The organism is Variovorax nivicola (assembly GCF_051216475.1).
Taxonomy (GTDB): domain Bacteria; phylum Pseudomonadota; class Gammaproteobacteria; order Burkholderiales; family Burkholderiaceae_C; genus Variovorax.
The window spans coordinates 190,649-208,143 of the sequence record NZ_JBPJZK010000006.1; the positions used below are offsets into that span (position 1 = coordinate 190,649).

Consider the following 17,495-nt stretch of genomic DNA (forward strand, 5'->3'; position numbering starts at 1 on the left):
CTAAAAAAGGGAGTACCAGTGACGACAGAAGCAGTCTCGGTCGGTCGGCGCTCGCATCTCGCCGCGCTTCTCAGGAGGCGCTGGCGTCTCGCGCTGAATGTTGCCGCCTGGACCTTGGCGATCCCGATCCTGGGGATCATCGGTTCAGTGCTTGGCAAGACGATGTTCCGCTCGGGCGAAGCCGAAGTGATCATGGCCCACGCCATAGAGGTGGTGCTCGTTCTTTGGGCTGCCCTCATCTATTGGCGCTGCGTTCCTTCGACACCAAGCGTGCTGCGGCGCGCGATCTACCTTGCGCTTTTTGTGGCGACGATGCTTGTCGTGGGCTACTTCGCGCTGGGCGCAGCCGTCATGGTTGTCGTCTTGATCTTCGGTCTCTGACTTCAGGCCGGAGCCTCGGGCAGGCTGATGCGCTGCCCAGCCGGCGAGCTTGCCAGGCTCTGCGCCGGCCTCCTCAACGTCGCATCGAACGGATTGATCTTCGGCCCGATGGCCGCCGCCTCGCGCTTGAGCAGCTCGACCACCGTCGGCATGCGGTCCGCATTGAGCCGGTCGGCGATCGTGCCCACGCTCAGTGCCGCCACCGCGCGCCCTTCGCGGTCAAGGATCGGCACGGCCACGCCCGCCATGCCTTCGAGCAGCCCGGTGTTGCGCCCCGCGTAGCCCTGCTGCCGCACGCGCTCGATCTCGGTGCGCAGATACACCTCGTCGTACACGCCGTACTCGCGCACGCGTGAGAGGTTGAAGCGGATCACCTCTTCGCGCTCGGCTTCGGGCAGGAAGGCCAGGATCGCCAGCGCGCCCTGCCCCACGCCCAGCGCGATGCGCCCGCCGATGTCGCCGGTGAACGAACGGATCGGAAAGGGCCCTTCGCTGCGGTCCAGGCACACCGCGTCGAAGCCGCTGCGCGCCAATAGAAAGATGCTGTCGCCCAGGCTCGCGCACAGCCGCAGCAGCACCGGCCGGCAGATCGAGCGCAGGTCGCCCGGGTTGCCCGCGCTTGCGGCCAGCGCGAAGAAATCGATGCTCAGGCGGTAGAGCTTGCTGCGCTCGTCCTGCTCGACCATGCCTTCGGCCATGAGCGACTGCAGCAAACGGTGCGTGGTGGCCTGCGTGAGGCCCACGGATCGTGCGATCTGGGTCACGCGGCCGCCTTCGGCCTGCACCGCGCCGAGCGCGCGGATCACCGAAAAGACGCGTGGCACGCCGCCGCTGGCCGCCGGCGACGCCGAAGAGGTCTCCATACCTTGCTCCTGTGGAATCCGATGTATCAATCGCGGCCATCATATTCCATTGATTGGAATAAATTAAAGAAAGATTCTGATTAATGGAATACCCGAGGCGATCTGGCGCAATCGTTGCAATAGAGTGAATTAAGAGCAGCAAGCTGTCCATGGCCCGCACCAAGGTGAAACAAGGTGCCTGAAGCCATCTTTTCGCCCCCGAAGAAAGGCCCGTTCCATGTCATTCCTCCGGCTTACCGACGTGACCAAGTTCTATGGCGCCACCCGCGCGGTGTCGGCCATGAGCCTCACGGTGGAAAAGGGCGAGTTCGTCTCGCTGCTCGGCCCTTCGGGCTGCGGCAAGACCACCACGCTGCAGATGATTGCGGGCTTCGAGGCCGTGAGCAGCGGCCGCATCGAGCTCTCGGGCAAGGACATCACGCATGCCAAGGCCAACACGCGCGGGCTGGGCATCGTGTTCCAGACCTACGCCCTCTTCCCGCACATGACGGTGGCCGACAACGTGAGCTTCGGCCTGGAGATGCGCAAGATGCCCAAGGCCGAGCGCACCGAGCGGGTGAAGCAGGCACTTGCGCTGGTGCACCTCGAGGCGCATGCCGGGCGCTATCCGCGCGAGCTTTCGGGCGGCCAGCGGCAGCGCGTGGCGCTGGCGCGCGCGCTGGTGATCGAGCCGCCGGTGCTGCTGCTCGACGAGCCGCTGTCCAACCTCGACGCCAAGCTGCGCGAGGAAATGCAGTTCGAGCTGCGCCAGATCCAGCGCAAGGTGGGCACCACCACGGTGATGGTCACGCACGACCAGAGCGAGGCCATGTCGATCAGCGACCGCATGGTGGTGATGGAAGGCGGCTGCGCCACGCAGATCGACCATCCGCAGCGCGTGTACGAGCACCCGAGCACGCGCTTCATCTCGACCTTCGTGGGCAAGGCCAACCTGCTCGACTGCCGCGTGTCCAACAGCGGCGCCACGCGCACCTGCGTCGAAGTCGGTGCGCTCTCGCTCGATGTGGACGACACGGGCTTCAGCGTCGACGCCGCCGCGCTGCTGAGCGTGCGGCCCGAAAAACTCCAGCTCGTGCCACCGGGCCGGGGCCGCCTCGACGGCGAGGTGCAGGAGCGCTTCTTTCTCGGCAGCCAGTGGCTCTACCGCATGGCCACCGCCGTCGGCGATCTCACGGTGCTGAGCCCCAACGACGGACGCGAAGCGCTCGAAGAAGGCAGCCGCACGGGCCTCGACTGGCCGGCGCACTGCATGCGGCTGCTGCCTGCTGAAGAAAAGGCCGTTGCAGCATGAGCACGCTGAAGAGCAAGGCCACGCCGTGGTGGCTCTCCGGCCCGGCGCTGCTGCTGTTCACCGCGCTGCTGCTGGTGCCGCTCGCGCTCACGGCGGTGCTGTCGTTCAACGTGTACGACCCAGCCACCGGCCCGAAGTCCGGCGAGTTCACGCTCGCGCACTACGCGCTGGTGTTCTCCGACTCGTACTACCTCGGCATCTTCTGGCGCACCTTCTGGGTCTCGGCGCTGGTCACGCTGATCTGCGTGCTCGTCGGCGCGCCCGAGGCTTACGTGCTGAGCCGCATGCGCAACCCGTGGCGCTCGGTGCTGCTGCTGGTGGTGCTGGCGCCGCTGCTGGTGTCGGTGGTGGTGCGCGCCTTCGGCTGGAGCATGCTGCTCGGGCCCGAAGGCGCGGTGAACGGACTGCTGGGCCTGCTCGGCATCGGGCCGGTGAAGATCCTCTACACCAGCACGGCCGTGGTCATCGCGCTGGTGCACGTGATGCTGCCCTTCATGGTGATCCCGGTGTGGACATCGCTGCAGAAGCTGGACCCGGGTGTCGAGAACGCGGCCCTCTCGCTCAACGCCACGCCCTTCACCACGCTGCGGCGCATCGTGCTGCCGCAGGTGATGCCGGGCATTCTGTCTGGCAGCCTGATCGTGTTCGGCCTTGCCGCGAGCTCGTTCGCCATTCCGGGGCTGCTGGGCGGGCGCCGCCTGAAGATGGTCGCGACCATCGTCTATGACGAATACCTCAGCGAGCTCAACTGGCCGCTCGGCGCAGCCGTGGCGCTGGTTCTGCTGGTGGCCAATCTTGTCGTGATGCTCAGCTACAACCGCCTCGTCGAAGGCCGCTACAAGAAAGCGCTGGGCTGAAGCGATGAGCAAGAACGGCCCCATCGCCCTCGCGTTCAACGCGCTCGTCATCGTCTTCATGCTCGCGCCGCTGGTGGTGGTGTGTATCGTGGCGTTCACGCCCGAGAACACGCTGACCATTCCGACCACGCACTTCTCGCTGCGCTGGTTCAAGGCGGTGTTCGCGCACCCCGACTTCATGCAGTCGTTCTGGAACAGCCTGTGGCTCGCGCTGAGCTCGGCCACCATCGCCACGCTGCTCGCGGTGCCGGCCGGCATGGCGATCACGCGCTACGAGTTTCCGGGGCGCAATTTCCTGAACGGCCTGTTCCTCTCGCCGCTGATCGTGCCGCACCTGGTGCTGGGCGTGGCGCTGCTGCGGCTGTTCGCGCTGGTCGGCGGCACGGGCAGCTTCGGCTGGCTGGTGATGGCGCATGCGCTCATCGTCACGCCCTACACGCTGCGGCTGGTGGTGGCGGCGCTGGTGGGCTTCGACCGCAGCGCCGAGCAGGCCGCGCTGTCATTGGGCGCGAGCCAGGCCACGGTGTTCCGCCGAATCACGCTGCCGATGATCCTGCCGGGCGTGACGGGCGGCTGGATGCTGTCGTTCATCAACAGCTTCGACGAAGTGACGATGTCGATCTTCGTCACCGCGCCGAGCACGGTGACGCTGCCGGTGCGCATGTACATGTACGCGACCGAATCGATCGATCCGCTGATGGCTGCGGTGTCGGCGCTGATGGTGGCGATCACGGCCTTCGCGATGGTGCTGCTCGACCGCGTGTACGGACTGGACCGCGTGCTGGTGGGACGCAGATAAATGACGATGAATTCAAACGCACTGCTGCACCGCGTGGCCGAGACCACCGGCCGCGAGACCGTGCCCTTCACCCTCGACGGCGCACCCGCGAGCGCACTGGCCGGCGACACCGTGCTCACGGCCGTGCTCACGCAATGCGCCCAGCTGCGCCGCAACGAATTCAGCAACCTGCCGCGCGCTGGCTTCTGCATGATGGGCGCCTGCCAGGACTGCTGGATTTCCACCGGCGAAGGCGAGCGGCTGCGCGCCTGCTCGACCTTCATCGCACCCGGCATGGCGCTGATCACGGGAAGGAACGGCGCATGACGACGACGGCAAGCGAAATCCGCCCCGTGATCGTCGGCGCCGGCCCGGCCGGCGTGCGCGCGGCGCAGACGCTGGTGGCGCATGGCCTGCGGCCCGTGGTGATCGACGAAGCCTCGCGCGCCGGCGGGCAGATCTACCGCCGCCCGCCCACCGTGCTGGCACAACGCACCGCGCGAACGCTCTACGGCTTCGAGTCGAAGCGCGCCGACGCCGTGCACGCGGCCTTCGACGCACTGCAAGGCCGCATCGACCACCACCCCAACAGCCTCGTGTGGAACGCACAGGACCATCGGCTCGACGTGATGCACAACCCCACGTGCAGCACCCGCAGCGTGCCCTACAGCCATCTCATCGTGGCGACTGGCGCCACCGACCGCGTGCTGCCGGTGCCGGGCTGGACGCTGCCCGGCGTCTACACGCTGGGCGGCGCGCAGGTCGCGCTCAAGTTCCAGGGCTGCGCCATCGGGCAGCGCGTGGTGTTCATGGGCACCGGGCCGCTGCTGTATCTGGTGGCGTATCAGTACGCGAAGGCCGGTGTGGACGTGGCCGCGGTGCTCGACACCGCGCGCCTAGCCGACCAGATCGCCGCCACGCCCGCGATGCTGACGCAGCCCGCCGTGTTCGCGAAGGGCGTGTACTACGTGGGCTGGCTTCGCGCGCACGGCGTGGCGCTGCACAGCGGCGTGCGGCCGCTGCGCGTGCTCGGCGACGAGGCGCAGGGCCGCGTCACCGGCGTGGCATGGCAAGACGGGAACGAAGAACGCACGCTGGCCTGCGATGCCGTCGGCTTCGGCTACGCGCTGCGCTCCGAAACGCAGCTTGCCGACCTGCTCGGCTGCCGCTTCGACTACGCGCCGATGCACCGCGCCCACCTGCCGGTGCGCGATGCGGCCGGCCGCTCCAGCGTCGAAGGCGTGTACCTCGCAGGCGACGGCGCCGGCATCATGGGCGCTGACGCGGCCGAGTGGGCGGGCGAACGCGCGGCACTGGCGCTGCTGGCGGACAGTGGCGTAACGGTCGACACGGCGCGCGCCGCCGAGCTCGAACGCAAGCTAAACAAGCTCGCCAGCTTCCGCCAGGGCCTCGAACGCGCCTTCCCCGTGCCGCAGGACTGGGCCGCGCACGCGAGCGACGATCTGGTGATCTGCCGCTGCGAAAACATCACGGCCGGCACGCTGCGCCAGACCGCCGCCAGCACCGGCGCCGACGAGATGAACCGCCTGAAGGCGCTGTCGCGCGTCGGCATGGGCCGCTGTCAGGGTCGCATGTGCGGCGTGGCGGCGGCGGAGATCCTCGCGCACGCCACGGGCCAGCCGCTGCAGCAGGTCGGCAGGCTGCGCGGGCAGGCGCCGATCAAGCCGATTCCGATCCGGCTCATGCCCGCCGAGGGAGCCGACGCATGAGCGCCATCAGGAAACTGCAGACCGACGTCGCCATCGTCGGCGGCGGCATCGTCGGCTCTTCGGCTGCGCTGGCCTTGCGCCGCATGGGCCTGGGCGTGGTGCTGCTGGAGCGCGACCTTTGCGGCTCGCGCTCCAGCGGCGTGAACTTCGGCGGCGTGCGCCGGCAGGGCCGGTCATTGAGCCAGCTGCCGCTGACGCAGCGCGCGCACCGCATCTGGGGCCAGCTGCCCGAGCTGCTGGGCACCGACGGCGAATACATCCGCTCGGGCCATTTCAAGATCGCGCGCAGCGAATCGGACATGGCCTCGCTCGAACGCTACCGCGCGCTGAGCAGCGACTTCGACCTGGGCCTCGAGCTGATCTCCGGCGCGCGCCTGCGCGAGCAATGCCCCTGGCTCGGCACACGCGCCGTGGGCGGCTCGCTGTGCGCGGAAGACGGGCAGGCCAATCCGCGCCTGGTGTCGCCGGCCTTCGCGCTCGCGGCGCAGCGCGCGGGCGCGCTGGTCTTCGAGCGCCACAAGGTCGACGAAGTCGCGCACGACGGCGCCATGTTCATGGTGCGCAGCGGCAACGCGCTCGAAGTGCAAGCGCCCGTGCTGCTCAACTGCGCAGGCGCCTGGGCCGGCTCCATCGCCAGCCAGTTCGGCGAGACGCCACCGCTGCGCGCGCGCAGCCCCGTGATGGCGGTGACCGAGCCGGTGCCGCATTTCATGCAATGGAGCCTTGGCGTGGAAGGCGGCGGCATCTACTGCCGGCAGGTGGCGCGCGGCAACCTCGTGCTCGGCGGCGGCACGGGCATCACGCTCGATGCCGAACGCGCGCGCGCCGAGCGCGACGCCATCGCCACGCTCGCGATGCAGGCCGTGGAGCTGTTGCCCGTGCTGCGCCATGCGCACATCATCCGCACCTGGGGCGGCACCGAAGGCTACCTGCCCGACCGCGAACCGGTGCTCGGGCCCAGCCGCACCACGCCCGGCCTGTTCCACGGCTTCGGCTTCTCGGGCGCGGGCTTCCAGATCGGCCCGGCCGCCGGCGAAGTGCTGGCCGAGCTGGCGCGCGACGGGCGCACCGACACGCCCATCGACGCCTTCGCCATCGAGCGCTTCGACGAACAACCCGTTTCTTCACCTGCCACCGTTTTCCCCACCTGAACTTGATTGGAGAGCATCACCATGTCCCGCACCGCCAGGTCCCCCTTCTTCCTCCTCCTTCCTCTGGCCGCAGCGCTGCTCGCAGCCGCCGGCAGCGCCAGCGCGCAGACCAAGACCATCTACATCGGCATGAACGGCGGCACCATGGAGAAGGCGTACACGCAGTACGTCTTCCCTGCCTTCGAGAAAGCCTACGGCGCCAAGGTCGTGGTGGTGCCCGGCACTTCGTCCGACATCCTCGCGAAGGCGCAGGCCAACAAGGACAAGCCGCAGATGCACGTGATGTTCCTCGACGACGGCGTGATGGTGCGCGCCATCGGCATGGGCCTGTGCCAGAAGCAGAAGCCCAGCCAGTCGCTCAGCGAGATCTACCCGGCCGCGCGCTTCAAGGACGACATGGCCAGCGGCGTGAGCCTGGGCATGACGGGCCTCGCCTACAACGCCAAGATGTTCAAGGAAAAGGGCTGGGCCGCGCCCACCTCGTGGATGGACCTGGCCGACCCGAAGTACAAGGGCAAGGTGGTGTTCCAGTCGATGTCGTCCTCGTCCTTCGGGTTGCACGGCTTTTTGATGTTCAACCGCATCCAGGGCGGCAACGACAAGAACGTGGAACCGGGCTTCAAGGCCTGGCCCACCACCATCGGCCCGAACGTGCTGGAGTACATCCCGAGCTCGGCCAAGCTCTCGGAGATGGTTCAGACCGGTGAAGCGGCGATCTTCCCGCTGACGCCCACGGCCGTGGCCGCCCTGAAGACCAAGGGCATTCCGGTCGAGTACGCACCGCCCAAGGAAGGCGCGGTGGTGCTCATGGTCGGCCAGTGCGTGATCGCCAACAACAGCGAGCCCGAGCTGTCGCAGAAGCTCACCGAGTTCCTGCTGAGCCCGGTGGCGCAGGCCAACGTGCTGCAGTACGGCGCGCAGATCCCGACCAACCCCAAGGCCCCGGCCGTGGGTGAAGGCGCAGCGCAGGTGGCGGACATCAACAAGTGGATGAAGACCGCCGTCACCATCGACTGGGAGAGCATCAACGCGAACCGGCCCGCGTGGAACGCCCGCTGGAACAAGACCATCGAGAAGTGATTCTTCAGCCCTGCGCGGGGACCTTCCCGGTCCTGCGCAGCAGCACCGGAAGGCACAGCACGTAGAGCGACGCCCCCGCCAGCCACACGATGCCCGGAAAGCGCGTGCGGAACGCGAAGTAGAGCGGGCTGATCAGCAGCGGGCCGAACACCGCGGCCAGGCTGGTGATGCTCGCGAGCACGCCCTGCAGCCGCCCCTGCTGCGCCTCGCCCACGCGCGCCGAGAGCGTCGCCTGCAGCGCGGGCGCGCAGACGCCGCCCATGCACAGCAGCGGCAGCAGCGCGATGACCATCCAGCCCTGCGTGGCAAAGGCGATCAGCGCATAGCCCGTGCCGTCGGCGATGGTGCCGATGGCGATGGCCGCGCGTTCGCCCCAGCGCTCGACCAGCGGACCCGCCACGAAGCCCTGCACCAGCGCATGGAGCAGGCCAAAGACCGCGAGCGAGAGGCCGACCATGGTGCCGTTCCAGGCGTAGCGGTCCTGGCCGTAGAGCACCCAGGTCGTGCCGGCGACCTCGCCCACGAGCACGAGCAGCAGGAACACGCCGAGCAAGGGCAGCAGCGCCGGAAAGCTCGTGGCCCAGCGCAGCGGCGCGAGCGGATGCAGCACGCCGCGGTCGAAGGGCTGCGACGCGAGTGCCGGCGGGCGCGACTCGCGCAACACCAGCAGACCCACGAGAAAGGTCACGCCGTTGAGCACTGCAGCCGCGATGAACGGCAGCCGCACACCGTGGTCGCCGAGCATGCCGCCGATGGCCGGCCCGGCGATGAAGCCCAAGCCGAAGCAGGCGCCCATGCGGCCGAACCAGCGCGCGCGCTGGTGCTCGGGCGTGAGGTCGGCGATGGCCGCCGAGGCCACCGCCATGCTCGCGCCCGTCATGCCAGCGATCGCGCGGCCCACGAACAGCAACCACAGCGAGGGCGCAAAGGCCATGAAGAGCGCGTCGATGGCCGCGCCCAGCACCGAGGCCAGCAGCACCGGCCGACGGCCGAAGCGGTCGCTCAGTGCGCCGAGCACGGGCGCGCAGAGGAACTGCATCAGCGCATAGAGCGAGAGAAAGGCGCCAAAGTGCCAGCCGAGGTCGCCGGTGTGGCCGACCTCGCGCAGCAGGCTCGGCACGATCGGCATGACCAGGCTGATGCCGATGGCGTCGAGCGTGACGATCGCGAGGATCACGAACTGCGCGTGGTGGCCGTTCGTCGCGAAAGAAGTTGATGAGCTGTTGGAGTTTATCATTGATAAGGAATTATCAGCGATAAATTCCAGGCTGTGAAGTACCCACCCGAATCGACATGAAACTGGACCGCGAAGTGATCCTCGAGGCAGCCCTCTCGCTGCTCGACGAGGTCGGCATGGACAAGCTCAGCACCCGGCTGCTGGCCGAGCGGCTCGGCGTGCAGCAACCCGCGCTGTACTGGCATTTCAAGAACAAGCGGGCGCTGCTCGACGCGATGAACAGCGAGATCCTGCACCGCGCCCACGAGCGCAAGCTGCCGCTGCCCGGCGAGCCCTGGGACGCGTTCCTGCGCGAGAACGCGCACAGCTTCCGCCGCGCGCTGCTGGCGCGGCGAGACGGCGCGCGGCTGCATGCCGGCTCCGAGCCCGATCCGGGCGACCTCGACATGGTCGAGGCCCAGCTCGCGGCCGTGGTCAACCTGGGCGTGCCGGCGACGCAGGCGATGACGCTGCTGATCGCGCTGGGCCGCTACACCGTGGGCTGCGTGCTGGAGCAGCAGGCGACGCCGCCCGACGCGGCGGCGCAGCAGCAGGTGCTCGATGCCGCCGCGGCCTCGCGTCCGCTACTGGCTGAGGCGTTCGCCCACTACCGCCGGGCCGGGCCCGACGCGCTGTTCAAGATCGGCGTCGACCTGATGCTCGAAGGCGCGAAGGCGCGCCTCGCGGGCAAGAGCCAGCCCGCCGAGGCTAGCCCGCGGCCTCGCCGCGAATCCAGCCGGCGGCCTTCTCCGCCATCATCAGCGTAGGGCTGTTGGTGTTGCCGCTGGTGATGGTGGGCATCGCGCCCGCATCCACCACGCGCAGGCCCTGAATCCCGCGCACCCGCAGCTGCGAATCGAGCACGGCCATCGGGTCGCCCTCGGCGCCCATCTTGGTAGTGCCCACCGGATGGAAGATGGTGGTGGCGATGTCGCCCGCCAGCCGCGCCAGGTCTTCGTCGGTCTGGTACTGCACGCCGGGCTTCCATTCCTGCGGCTTGTACTTGGCAAGCGCAGGCTGCTCTGCAATTCGGCGAGTGACGCGCAGCGAATCGGCCGCCACCTTGCGGTCTTCTTCGGTGCTCAGGTAGTTGGGCGCGATGGCCGGAGCGTCTTCAAAACGCTTGCTCTTGATGCGCACCGAGCCCCGGCTCGTGGGGTTGAGGTTGCACACGCTCGCGGTGAAAGCCGGAAAGCTGTGCAGCGGATCGCCGAAGGCGTCGAGCGACAGTGGCTGCACGTGGTACTGCAGGTTGGGCCATTCGCGATCGGGCGAGCTGCGCGTGAAGGCACCGAGCTGCGACGGCGCCATGCTCATCGGGCCGCTGCGCTTGAGCAAATATTCGAGGCCGATCTTCGCCTTGCCGACCAACGACGAAGCCATCACGTTGAGCGTGGGCGCGCCCTCGATCTTGTAGACCGCGCGGATCTGCAGATGGTCTTGCAGGTTGGCACCGACGCCGGGCGCGTCGAGCACCACGTCGATGCCGTGCTGGCGCAGCAGCTCGGCCGGGCCGATGCCCGAGAGCTGCAGGATCTGCGGCGAGCCGATGGCGCCCGCGCTCAGGACAACCTCGCGCGAAGCGTGCGCGGTGGTCATCTCGCTGCCGTTCCACACCTCGGCACCGGTGCAGCGGCGCGTGCCGTCGGGCAGCGTCTCGAACAGCAGGCGCGACACCTGCGCGCCGGTCCAGAGCTCGAAGTTGGGCCTGCCATAGCAGGTCGGCCGCAGGAAGGCCTTGGCGGTGTTCCAGCGCCAGCCGTTCTTCTGGTTGACCTGGAAGTAGCCCACACCTTCGTTGTTGCCGCGGTTGAAGTCGGCGGTGTGCGGCACGCCGGCCTGTGAAGCGGCTTCGGCAAAGGCGTCGAGGATGTCCCAGCGCAGGCGCTGCTTCTCGATGCGCCATTCGCCGCCGGCACCGTGCATTTCGTCGGCGCCCAGGTAGAAGTCTTCGTGCTTCTTGAAGGCCGGCAGCACGCTCTGCCAGCGCCAGTCTTCGTCGCCGGTGAGGTCGGCCCAGTGCTCGTAGTCGCGCGACTGGCCGCGCATGTAGATCATGCCGTTGATGCTCGACGAGCCCCCGAGCGTCTTGCCGCGCGGGTAGCGCAGCACGCGGCCGTTGAGGCCGGCGTCGGGCTCGGTGCTGTAGAGCCAGTCGGTGCGCGGATTGCCGATGCAGTACAGGTAGCCCACCGGAATGTGGATCCAGTGGTAGTCGTCCTTGCGGCCCGCCTCGATGAGCAGCACGCGCTTGCTCTTGTCGGCGCTGAGCCGGTTCGCCATGAGCGAGCCGGCGGTGCCGGCCCCGATGATGATGTAGTCGAATTGGGTGTCGCTCATGGCGTTTTGCTTGTCTCTCTTTTTTGTTCGACGGAATTCCCGGGCGGAGTGGCGGCGCCCCTCGCGCCGCACCGCATGCTACTTGGCCGTCGGCATCACGAATTCAGCGCCCTTGCCGATGCTCTCGGGCCAGCGCTGCATCACCGACTTCTGCTTGGTATAGAAGCGCACGCCCTCTTCGCCGTAGGCATGCATGTCGCCGAACAGCGAACGCTTCCAGCCGCCGAAGCCATGCCAGGCCATGGGCACGGGGATCGGCACGTTGATGCCGACCATGCCCACCTGGATGCGGCGGCTGAATTCGCGCGCCACGTTGCCGTCGCGGGTGAAGCAGCTCACGCCGTTGCCGAACTCGTGCGCGTTGACGAGGTCGACCGCGTCCTTGAAGTTGGCCACGCGCACACAGCTGAGCACCGGGCCGAAGATTTCTTCCTTGTAGATGCGCATCTCGGGCGTGACGTTGTCGAACAGCGTGCCACCCATCCAGAAGCCGTCGCCGCAGCCTTCGCCTGCCTTGCTGCCGTCGAAGCCGCGGCCGTCGACCAGCAGCTTCGCGCCTTCCTTCTCGCCCAGGTCGATGTAGCCGGTGATGCGCTCGTGCGCGGCGCGCGTGACGATCGGGCCCATTTCGGCGGCGAGGTTCTCGCCGTTGAGCACCTTCAGCGTCTTCGTGCGTTCGATGAGCTTGGGAATGATCTTGTCGGCCACGTCGCCCACCAGCACCGCCACGCTGATGGCCATGCAGCGCTCGCCGGCCGAGCCGTAGCCCGCGCCGATGAGGGCGTCGACCGTCTGGTCGATGTCTGCGTCAGGCAGCACCACCATGTGGTTCTTCGCACCGCCCAGGGCCTGCACGCGCTTGCCGTGGCGGGCGCCGGTTTCGTAGATGTAGTTGGCAATGGGCGTGGAGCCGACGAAGCTGATGGCCTTGACGTCAGGGTGCTCGAGCAGCGCGTCGACGGCGGCCTTATCGCCCTGCACGACGTTGAACACGCCGTCGGGCAGGCCGGCTTCCGTCAGCAGCTCGGCCATGCGCAGCGAGGCGCTCGGGTCGGTCGGGCTGGGCTTGAGCACGAAGGTGTTGCCGGCGGCAATGGCCACCGGGAACATCCACATCGGCACCATCACCGGGAAGTTGAAGGGTGTGATGCCGGCGACCACGCCGAGCGGCTGACGCAGCGTCCAGTTGTCGATGCCGGTGCTCACCTGGTCGGTGAAGTCGCCCTTGAGCAGCTGCGGAATGCCGCAGGCGAACTCGACGATGTCGATGCCGCGGCTGACTTCGCCCTGCGCGTCGGTGAAGACCTTGCCGTGCTCGGCGGTGATGAGGTGGGCCAGCTCGTCCTTGTGCTCGTTGAGCAGCTGCAGGAACTTGAACATGACGCGCGCGCGCCGGATCGGCGGGGTGTCGGCCCAGGCCGGGAACGCGGCCTGCGCGGCGGCGACGGCAGCGGAGACTTGCGCGGCATCTGCCAGGCCGGCCTTGCCGGTGACGGCGCCGGTGGCGGGGTTGGTCACGTCCTGCGTGCGGCCGGAAGTGTTGGCGGCGGGCTTGCCGGCGATGAAGTGGTCGATGGAGGTGGGCATGGGGAAGGCTTTGAAAAGGGCTTTGCTGGCGGAGGAGTGCGGTCAGTTTAGGCAGCAGCCTGTTCCGCGCCTAGTCACGAAGCCTGAACTTATTGTTCAGAATAGCGAACAATAGAACCATGAAACCCCAAAATATCGAGTCGCTCTGGACGCATCTGCACTGGCTCACGGTGCTGGCACAGCAGGGCAGCTTCACGGCTGCGGCGCTGCGCCTGGGCGTGAGCAAGGCAGCCATGAGCCAGCGCATCGCCGAGCTCGAACGCGCGGCCGGCGCGCCATTGGTGCAGCGCACCACGCGCAGCGTGCGGCTCACCGAGGCCGGCCAGCGGCTGGTGGAAGACATGCGCGGCCCCTTCGAGCAGATTGCCCACAGCTTCGCCGGCGTGCGCGATCTCGCGGGGGTGCCGCGCGGGCTGGTGCGGGTGACGGCGCCGGTGGCATTCGCTCGCCAGCAGCTGGTGCCGCGGCTGGCCGACTTCCTGCGCGCGCAGCCGGAGGTGCGCATCGAGCTCGATCTGTCGGACCGGCTCAGCTCGCTGGCGATGGAGGGCTTCGACCTGGCCATCCGCCACACGGCCGCGCCGCCCGACACGCACGTGGCCTGGACACTGTGCGAAACCCGCTCCGTGCTGGTGGCCAGCCGTGCCTATCTGCGCCGCCGCGGCACGCCGCGCGAGCCACAGGCGCTGGCGGAGCACGACTGCCTGCACTACCCGCGCGCGCAGGAAACGCCGACCTGGCACTTCGAGGCAAAGGCCTCGGCGCCGCGCATCACGGTGCCGGTTTCGGGGCCACTGGTCGCAAACAACAGCGAGGCGCTGCGCGACGCGGCGCTGAGCGGGCTGGGCATTGCGCTGGTGCCCGACTTCAGCGCGCAGGCGGCGCTGCAGTCGGGCAAGCTGCAGCAGGTGCTGCCGCAGTGGCGCTCGGTGGGTGCTTTCGGCGAGCGGCTGTATGCAATACGGCCCTACGCCACGCATGTGCCGCAGGCGGTGACGGCTTTTGTGGGGTGGCTACGGGAGGCGCTGTCCGAGGGCTTTTCGGCGTGATCGCACCCCGAACAGCAGCCGACCATGCCCTGAAGAAAACCTGAAGAAACGGCGTTGTGCCCTACGCAAACGAGGGGTCTGGAGCACCTTCACACTGGATGCACCCGGTTACGATGCGCGCTTCCAACCCCGCGTTTGTTAACTTTCCCGCTCACCCGCCCTATGTCCCCTGCCACATCGACTGCCGACGCTTCCGCCGCCGACAGCGCGTGGCCTCGCGTCGAGCAGCGAGAGCAGGAAGGCCGCCAGTGGACAGTGGCCAGCGGCTGCTGGACCACGCTGGCAATGTCGTCCAAGCCGGCATGGCAGGCGCTGGCGAAAAGCCTGGAAACCGCCCCGCCCGCCGACGACCGCGCGTGGGACCTGCGCCCCATCGGGCAGCTCGACCACATCGGCGCGCAGTTGCTGTGGGAGCACTGGCGCCACCAGTGGCCGGCCACGCTCGAAATGTTGCCGCAGCACAAGGCCGTGCTCGACCAGGTGGCGCAGTACACCGTCGCCACGCCCGACGAGCCCCCGCCCACGCTGAGCGACCGCATCCGCGCGTTCTCGCACAACGGGCCGCGCGCGATGTACGTGGTGCGCGACTTCACAAGCCTGATCGGCCAGTTGGCGCTCGACGTGGGCCGGTTGATTCGCGCGCCGCACCGTGGGCCGTGGCGCGACTTCTCGGGGCACCTGTATCAGTTCGGCGCCACGGCGCTGCACATCACGGCGCTGGTCGGGTTGCTGATCGGCGTGGTGCTGGCTTATCTGATCTCGCAGCAGTTGCGGCAATACGGCGCCGAGACTTTCGTGGTGAACATCCTCGGGCTGTCGCTGATCCGCGAGCTGGGGCCGGTGCTGGCAGCGGTGCTGATCGCCGGGCGCTCGGGTTCGGCCATCACGGCGCAGATCGGCGTGATGCGGGTCACGGAAGAGCTCGACGCGATGCGCGTGATGGGCATCCCGCACGGCTTTCGCCTCGTGATGCCGCGCGTGCTGGCGCTGGCCATCGCAATGCCGCTGATCAGCCTGTGGACCTCGATGGCGGCGCTCGCGGGCGGCATGCTGGCGGCCGATGCGGCGCTCAATATTTCGCCCGCTTACTTTCTTTCAGCGCTGCCGCGCGCGGTGCCTATCTCGAACCTCTGGCTGGCGCTGGCCAAGTCGGCGGTGTTCGGCATTCTGATTGCGCTGATCGGCTGCTACTTCGGCATGAAGGTGAAGCCGAACACCGAGAGCCTGGGGCGCGGCACCACGCAGTCGGTCGTCACCTCGATCACCGCGGTGATCCTTGTGGACGCTCTCTTCGCCGTGCTCTTCAAGGGCATCGGATTCAGGGCCTGACACCATGAGCATGCCCGTACGCTCCGACACCTACACCACCGTGGTGGACATCCGCGGCCTGTGGACGGTGTTCCAGAGCCCCGACGGCGAGCAGGTGGTGCACCGCGACCTGCAGCTGCACATCGACCGAGGCGAAGTGCTCTCGCTGGTCGGCGGCTCGGGCACTGGCAAGACGGTGCTGCTGCGCCAGATCCTCGGGCTCGAAAAACCCACGCGCGGCCACGTCGAGGTGCTGGGACAGGAGCCCGGCGAGCTCAGCGCCTCGGGCGCGGCCAACGTGGGCATGCTGTTCCAGCACGGGGCGTTGTTCTCGGCCTTCAGCGTGCTGGAGAACATCGCCTTTCCGCTGCGCGAGCTGAAGCTGCTGCCCGACGAGCTGATCCGCCACGCAGCGCTGGTGAAACTGCAGATGGTGGGCCTGGGCCCGCAGCATGCGAACAAGAGCCCGTCGGACCTGTCGGGCGGCATGATCAAGCGCGTGGCACTGGCGCGCGCGCTCATCATGGACCCGCCGCTGCTTCTGCTCGACGAGCCCACGGCCGGCCTCGACCCCGAGGCGTCTGACAGTTTCTGCGACCTGCTGCGCGGCCTGCACCGCGAGCTGGGCCTCACGGTGGTGATGGTTACGCACGACCTGGACACGCTGTTCGACCTGAGCACCCGCATCGCGGTGCTGGCCGACCAGAAGGTGATCGTCACCGGCGCGGCGCGCGAAGTCATCGCGTACCCGCATCCCTTCATTCACGAATACTTTCTCGGCGGGCGCGGCCAGCGCGCCCTGGAAGCGCTGCACGACAAGCCCGCCGAACAATCTCCGTCGCAGCCCGCCGCCGAGGCGGGCCGCTGAAAGGTAGGTAGCCACCATGGAAAACAAGGCCCACGCCCTCGCCGCCGGCGCCTTCGTGCTCGGCCTGATCGCCGCGCTCGTCGGGCTGGTGATCTGGTTCACGCGCGACAACACCGTGCGCAACATCTACGAACTGTCCACGCGCGACGCCGTCAGCGGCCTGCAGCCGCAGGCCATGGTGCGCTACCGCGGCATCGCGGTGGGCAAGGTGGCGTCGATCGACTTCGACCCGAAGGTCAAGGGCAATGTGCGCGTGCGCATCACGGTCGACGAGCGCGTGCCGCTCACCACTTCCAGCTTTGCCACGCTGAGCTACCAGGGCGTGACCGGCCTGGCCTTCATCGCGCTGGACGACAAGGGCGAATCGACGGTGTCGCTGAAGCCGGACGACGACAACCCGCCGCGCATTCCGCTCAAGCCATCGATGCTGGCGCAACTGCAGGACCGCGGCGAGGCCATCATCAACCAGGTCGAGGAAGTGACGAAGCGCGCCAACCAGCTGCTGAGCGACCCCAACCAGAAGCGCGCGGCCGAAGCACTGGAGAACATCGCGGCCGCCTCGGCCAGTGCCAACACGCTGCTCAAGACGCTCGACAACACGGTGAAGACCGGGCTGAACCCCGCGCTGACGAAGCTGCCCGACACGCTGGCCTCGGTGAAGAAGGCCGCCGGCGACGTCTCGCGCGTGGCCACCAACTTCAACACCACCGTGGGCCGGCTGAACGCGCCCGACGGCCCGGTCGAGCGGCTGAGCGACGGCACCAAGGCGCTGGCGCAGGCGGTCGATTCGTTCAACGCGGCCACGCTGCCGCGCGTGAACCGCGTGGCCGACGACACCTCGCACGCCGTGCGCCGGCTGGGCCGCGCGGCGGACAACATCAACGACAACCCGCAATCGCTGCTGTTCGGCAACGGCGGCGCAGTCGCGGGCCCGGGCGAGCCGGGGTTCAGCGCGCCCGCTGCGGTGCGGCCCTGAACAACATCCAGGGAGGACCA

General features: G+C 68.2%; 17 protein-coding genes. 13 read left to right on the forward strand and 4 right to left on the reverse strand.

The window, feature by feature from the left end; genetic code table 11:
* The first annotated feature begins 18 nt into the window (after window positions 1-18).
* The gene (locus tag ACSFBF_RS24520; protein WP_435471547.1) at window positions 19-381 is read left to right on the forward strand and encodes a hypothetical protein; all 363 of its coding nucleotides are present in this window, start codon (window positions 19-21) and stop codon (window positions 379-381) included.
* 2 nt (window positions 382-383) lie between these two features.
* Here ACSFBF_RS24520 and ACSFBF_RS24525 read toward each other — a convergent pair whose 3' ends face one another.
* Complete coding sequence (locus tag ACSFBF_RS24525) at window positions 384-1,244, reverse strand: IclR family transcriptional regulator (protein WP_435471549.1); 861 nt, start codon at window positions 1,242-1,244, stop codon at window positions 384-386.
* A 217-nt stretch (window positions 1,245-1,461) separates the two neighbouring features.
* On the opposite strand from ACSFBF_RS24525, the gene ACSFBF_RS24530 reads away from it, so the two are divergent.
* The 7 genes from ACSFBF_RS24530 to ACSFBF_RS24560 are packed head-to-tail and all read left to right on the forward strand — an operon-like array spanning window position 1,462 to window position 8,131.
* Window positions 1,462-2,535, forward strand: a complete 1,074-nt coding sequence (locus ACSFBF_RS24530) for an ABC transporter ATP-binding protein (protein WP_435471551.1) — start codon at window positions 1,462-1,464, stop codon at window positions 2,533-2,535.
* Window positions 2,532-3,392, forward strand: coding sequence for an ABC transporter permease (locus ACSFBF_RS24535; protein ID WP_435471553.1), 861 nt, complete (start codon window positions 2,532-2,534; stop codon window positions 3,390-3,392). The genes ACSFBF_RS24530 and ACSFBF_RS24535 overlap by 4 nt, the downstream gene beginning before the upstream one ends.
* 4 nt (window positions 3,393-3,396) lie before the next feature.
* Window positions 3,397-4,191, forward strand: coding sequence for an ABC transporter permease (locus tag ACSFBF_RS24540; protein ID WP_435471555.1), 795 nt, complete (start codon window positions 3,397-3,399; stop codon window positions 4,189-4,191).
* Entirely contained in the window at window positions 4,192-4,497 is a 306-nt protein-coding gene (locus tag ACSFBF_RS24545; RefSeq protein ID WP_435471557.1) for a (2Fe-2S)-binding protein, read from the forward strand.
* A complete protein-coding gene (locus tag ACSFBF_RS24550; RefSeq protein WP_435471559.1) occupies window positions 4,494-5,900 on the forward strand; it encodes an FAD/NAD(P)-dependent oxidoreductase in 1,407 nt (468 codons plus the stop codon). The genes ACSFBF_RS24545 and ACSFBF_RS24550 overlap by 4 nt, the downstream gene beginning before the upstream one ends.
* Entirely contained in the window at window positions 5,897-7,051 is a 1,155-nt protein-coding gene (locus ACSFBF_RS24555; protein ID WP_435471561.1) for an NAD(P)/FAD-dependent oxidoreductase, read from the forward strand. Before ACSFBF_RS24550 ends, ACSFBF_RS24555 begins: the two co-directional genes overlap by 4 nt.
* 21 nt (window positions 7,052-7,072) lie before the next feature.
* A complete protein-coding gene (locus ACSFBF_RS24560; protein ID WP_435471563.1) occupies window positions 7,073-8,131 on the forward strand; it encodes an ABC transporter substrate-binding protein in 1,059 nt (352 codons plus the stop codon).
* A 4-nt stretch (window positions 8,132-8,135) separates the two neighbouring features.
* On the opposite strand, the gene tet is transcribed toward ACSFBF_RS24560, so the two are convergent.
* Window positions 8,136-9,368, reverse strand: coding sequence for a Tet(A)/Tet(B)/Tet(C) family tetracycline efflux MFS transporter (gene tet, locus ACSFBF_RS24565; protein WP_435471565.1), 1,233 nt, complete (start codon window positions 9,366-9,368; stop codon window positions 8,136-8,138).
* A 56-nt stretch (window positions 9,369-9,424) separates the two neighbouring features.
* Between tet and tetR the strand changes: the two genes are divergently transcribed.
* On the forward strand, window positions 9,425-10,114 hold the full coding sequence (tetR, locus tag ACSFBF_RS24570) for a tetracycline resistance transcriptional repressor TetR (protein ID WP_435471567.1): 690 nt from the start codon (window positions 9,425-9,427) through the stop codon (window positions 10,112-10,114).
* On the opposite strand, the gene ACSFBF_RS24575 is transcribed toward tetR, so the two are convergent.
* Both ACSFBF_RS24575 and ACSFBF_RS24580 read right to left on the reverse strand, forming a co-directional pair.
* Window positions 10,056-11,687 (reverse strand): GMC family oxidoreductase, encoded by a 1,632-nt coding sequence (locus ACSFBF_RS24575; protein WP_435471569.1) that lies wholly within the window; start codon window positions 11,685-11,687, stop codon window positions 10,056-10,058. The genes tetR and ACSFBF_RS24575 overlap by 59 nt on opposite strands.
* 78 nt (window positions 11,688-11,765) lie before the next feature.
* Entirely contained in the window at window positions 11,766-13,274 is a 1,509-nt protein-coding gene (locus ACSFBF_RS24580) for a CoA-acylating methylmalonate-semialdehyde dehydrogenase (protein ID WP_435471571.1), read from the reverse strand.
* A 119-nt stretch (window positions 13,275-13,393) separates the two neighbouring features.
* On the opposite strand from ACSFBF_RS24580, the gene ACSFBF_RS24585 reads away from it, so the two are divergent.
* The 4 genes from ACSFBF_RS24585 to ACSFBF_RS24600 all read left to right on the forward strand — a co-directional run bounded on the left by ACSFBF_RS24585 (window position 13,394) and on the right by ACSFBF_RS24600 (window position 17,475).
* The gene (locus ACSFBF_RS24585) at window positions 13,394-14,323 is read left to right on the forward strand and encodes a LysR family transcriptional regulator (RefSeq protein WP_435471573.1); all 930 of its coding nucleotides are present in this window, start codon (window positions 13,394-13,396) and stop codon (window positions 14,321-14,323) included.
* Between the two features lie 162 nt (window positions 14,324-14,485).
* The gene (locus ACSFBF_RS24590) at window positions 14,486-15,652 is read left to right on the forward strand and encodes an MlaE family ABC transporter permease (protein ID WP_435471575.1); all 1,167 of its coding nucleotides are present in this window, start codon (window positions 14,486-14,488) and stop codon (window positions 15,650-15,652) included.
* A gap of 4 nt (window positions 15,653-15,656) precedes the next feature.
* On the forward strand, window positions 15,657-16,499 hold the full coding sequence (locus ACSFBF_RS24595) for an ABC transporter ATP-binding protein (protein WP_093053581.1): 843 nt from the start codon (window positions 15,657-15,659) through the stop codon (window positions 16,497-16,499).
* Between the two features lie 16 nt (window positions 16,500-16,515).
* Window positions 16,516-17,475, forward strand: coding sequence for an MlaD family protein (locus ACSFBF_RS24600; protein WP_435471577.1), 960 nt, complete (start codon window positions 16,516-16,518; stop codon window positions 17,473-17,475).
* Window positions 17,476-17,495 lie beyond the last annotated feature (20 nt).